Origin of the sequence: Erysipelatoclostridium sp. AM42-17 (genome assembly GCF_003480255.1) — a bacterium.
GTDB lineage: Bacteria > Bacillota_I > Bacilli_A > Erysipelotrichales > Coprobacillaceae > Faecalibacillus.
The window spans coordinates 1-3,490 of sequence record NZ_QUIN01000041.1; the positions used below are offsets into that span (position 1 = coordinate 1).

Here is a 3,490-nt window from a genome sequence, read left to right on the forward strand (position 1 = left end):
CAAGCCTTATAATCGATTTAAAATTTAAGTCCAACTTTTGGGGTTCACAATAAAATGGTTAGTTTTTTAATTTATCATCATAAACCGCTTTCATCTAAAGAATGAAAGTTGTATAATGAAATTAAGGAGGATAGGTATTTTTTATGGTAAAAATTATGTTAGCTTGTAGTGCAGGTATGTCAACAAGTTTACTTGTAACTCGTATGCAAAAAGAAGCAGAAAAAAGAGGATTAGATGCAAAAATTTGGGCGGTAAGTGAAAGCCAATTATTAAGTGAATATGAAGCTGATCCAGCTGATGTTATCTTAATTGGACCACAAGTTCGTTTCCGTTTAAATGGTATTAGAGAACAAGTAAAGAACGCTATTCCAGTTGATGTTATTGATATGAGAACATATGGTATGATGGATGGTGGAAAAGTACTTGACCAAGGATTAAAAATGATTGAAGATTTTAAAAAATAATAATAAAAGAGTTGGATGATAAATCCAACTCTTTTTACTTATCGGTTAAAAAAGAAATTGTATCAATTATATGAACATCAAGTGTTTGTAGATATTGATAGGCTTTTTCATATATTTTGTTATCCTTTAAACTATCAGGATGATGTGCATCAAAGCCAATAATCACGTCATTTTGATAATAACTTGCAATCTTCCAAAAATCAGGGTGAGGATAATGACGATGATCTTTATATCCTAGTAAATTAAACTCTAAAGGCATATGATGTTCTTTTGCATATTTACATAAACGGGACATCTCTTTTTTATATTCTTCACTTTTTGTATCATAATGGGCAAGGTCAGGATGAGCAATATAACTATATAAACCACTGTCAATGGCTTTAATACAGTGATCAACATAACTTGTTAGTTGATCTTTAGAAAGAGGAAAACCAAAATAAACGTGGTTTTCATCTGTATCTTGATAATGATTTCCTAAAATAATATAATCAATCTTTTTATCCTTAAGCATTTTTTCAAGCCAAGGCATGTATCTTTCAAAATATTCACATTCTAAACCAATTTTAATAGAAATTTGATTTTTATATTTTTCTTTAAGAGTTCGAATGCTTTGAATATAATCATCTAATTGACTTTCAGGCATACGCATTGTTGCCTTGAAAGAAGAATGATAATGCCAAGGGGTATGATCAGAAAAACCAAGTTCTTGTATACCAGCTTGAATGGCTGCCTGTACATATTCTTCATCTTGTCCAATAGCGTGAAAACATCTGGATGTATGGGTATGATAGTTATTCTTATTCATAGTTTCACCTCGACGACATTATAATACAAAAAAAAGAATATACAAATGTATATTCTTGAAATGTTATAAACCTAATTTGGCTTTCATTGCTGCTAATTCATCTTCAACTGAAGTGTCGCTTCCATTTGATGTGTATTTATCTGCAAGGGATGAAGCTGCACTTGTATGTGCATTTAACTCTGCTTCAGCAGTTGCCGCATCCAACATTTTTTCAGCTTTCTTTTCATAACGTTCAAATGATTCCATAGATGATTTAGCTTTATCGCCACCGGATACAATTTTATTTATATGTTCTTGTGCTTTTGCAGAAGCAACAGTAGCTTTAATAGCGTCTCTTTTTGCTTCTAATGTTTCAATATCGTTAACTAATTTATCATGCATTAGACGCATTTTATCAGCGTTAGCGTTAGTAAGTTCTTGTGTTTTTTTGTAAGAAATGAGATTATTTTCATATTGTTGTTTTTTAGCGATAAGCGTTCTTGCATCATCTTCATTTCCTGCTTTTAATGCATTTTGAGCAGCAGTAGTATATTTAGCGATATCTGCTTCACATTCTTTGACTTGGCGATCTGCGCTTTTTGCATCAGCAATAATATTAGCTGTTTCTTTTTTTACTTCAGCAAGATCTTCTCTTAAATCTCTTAATGTTTGATCAATCATTTTTGCTGGATCTTCACATTTGTCTAATAAAGCGTTAATGTTGCTTTTCATAATATCTGTAAATCTTGTTAAAATTCCCATGTTTATTCTTTCCTTTCTTCGTTTAAATATTTGTCTCTTAATTCATCTGATTTATCAAGAGGCGTTTTTAAAATCTCAATTGTTTCTTTTGCTTTTTCTTTATCACGTTTAAATTTCATGCGTAAGATGTAAATCACACCACCAATGACAATGACAATTCCAACAATAATACAAACGATTTTAATAATATCCTTAGAGGTTGTTGATTTTGTCATAATTGTTTTAGCTGTTGAATTAAATGTTTTTGTAAAAACATCTACTGTAGAAAGTGAATCATCTGTCCAGTAACGATCTACATAGTTCCAAAAAATATCAACAGCTTCACTATCCATAACTGATGTCACTTGTTTTCCATTGACATATGACATATAACCTACTTCATTAGAATTTTGTTCTCCAAAATAAATAAATAAGAAGGTATCTTCATTATCAATATTTTGATCATACCAATTTTGTGCATAATCATTTTTTTGGCTGTCACTTGTAAGTGTTTCATCATAGCTCTTTAAATAAATGTAAGGTTGGATGCCTGTCTTGTTATAAAAATTTTTAAGATTCTTTGAAAGCTTTGCTTGGTTTTCAATATATCCTAACTCATCTTTAATGCAGTTATTGTCATAAGCTACGGGATTTTCAATTTTTTCTCTATTAATAGTTGAAGTTGGCTTATCTTCACTACTCATCATAAAGAATCCAAAAATAATAACTACAAAAATAACTAAACAAGCAATTAAAGTTCCTAAACCACTTGATGAGCTTGAATAGACATTACGATGATAACCATGATATCCCCATCTAGGTGGTTCGTGATAGTATCCACCACCAAATCCGTGTGAAGAACTGTGATTTCCTGTAGGTCTGCTAGATGAACTACCTACATGATGACCGCCCCCAACACGGCTGCTTGAATGTCCACCAGATGAACGATGTCCCCCTCCGCCAGTTCCTGGTCTTGGCATATTTTCACCTCTCTTTCCTTCATTGTATTATTAAAGAATATTATATATGAATCTTATCAGAAAAGATATATGTTACTCAATTTTGTTTGTAAATAATAAGGAAATAAAAAAATATATAAATTAGTTGACACTTAAGTTAGCCTGTGCTAACATACAAGTGTAGTTAGTTAAGACTAACGAGAAAGAGTGATATGATGATGAAACAGAAATTAAAATGGAGCATCATAACATTACTTATTCAAATGAGTGTTATTATATGCTCCATCGTCTTGATTTAATATTCTTATAGAACTACAATTTAGCCAAATCCTTTTCACAACCATCTATAAGAATTTTAAATAAATAAACAACAGATCGTTAGATCATGTCATTGGTTTAAAATGACATAATGAAATCAGAAGAGTTATCCGGTAGTGATATTCTTCTGATTTTTATTTTATAGTATAAAAAAGAGGTACATGATGTACCTCTTACAGACTGTTGACAAATTGACTATCGACAGTCTTTTTAAAATTTGTTAG

4 protein-coding genes are annotated in these 3,490 nt (G+C 30.8%); 1 reads left to right on the forward strand and 3 read right to left on the reverse strand.

All coding sequences use genetic code 11. From position 1 onward, the window contains the following. Positions 1-143: 143 nt before the first annotated feature. Positions 144-464 carry a PTS sugar transporter subunit IIB gene (locus DW911_RS10755; protein ID WP_118432609.1) on the forward strand — a complete coding sequence of 107 codons (321 nt, stop codon included), beginning with the start codon at positions 144-146 and terminating at the stop codon, positions 462-464. 34 nt (positions 465-498) lie between these two features. On the opposite strand, the gene DW911_RS10760 is transcribed toward DW911_RS10755, so the two are convergent. From DW911_RS10760 to DW911_RS10770, 3 genes are all read right to left on the reverse strand, one after another. Next, complete coding sequence (locus DW911_RS10760) at positions 499-1,269, reverse strand: histidinol-phosphatase (protein WP_118432608.1); 771 nt, start codon at positions 1,267-1,269, stop codon at positions 499-501. A gap of 63 nt (positions 1,270-1,332) precedes the next feature. Then, on the reverse strand, positions 1,333-2,010 hold the full coding sequence (locus DW911_RS10765) for a PspA/IM30 family protein (protein WP_118432607.1): 678 nt from the start codon (positions 2,008-2,010) through the stop codon (positions 1,333-1,335). Positions 2,011-2,012: 2 nt separating this feature from the next. After that, on the reverse strand, positions 2,013-2,969 hold the full coding sequence (locus DW911_RS10770) for a hypothetical protein (RefSeq protein ID WP_118432606.1): 957 nt from the start codon (positions 2,967-2,969) through the stop codon (positions 2,013-2,015). Positions 2,970-3,490: the final 521 nt, after the last annotated feature.

Bases quoted from the DNA above. Each gene is read 5' to 3' on its own strand.
- DW911_RS10755 (WP_118432609.1), top strand. From the start codon at position 144: ATGGTAAAAATTATGTTAGCTTGTAGTGCAGGTATGTCAACAAGTTTA.
- DW911_RS10760 (WP_118432608.1), bottom strand. From the start codon at position 1,269: ATGAATAAGAATAACTATCATACCCATACATCCAGATGTTTTCACGCT.
- DW911_RS10765 (WP_118432607.1), bottom strand. From the start codon at position 2,010: ATGGGAATTTTAACAAGATTTACAGATATTATGAAAAGCAACATTAAC.
- DW911_RS10770 (WP_118432606.1), bottom strand. From the start codon at position 2,969: ATGCCAAGACCAGGAACTGGCGGAGGGGGACATCGTTCATCTGGTGGA.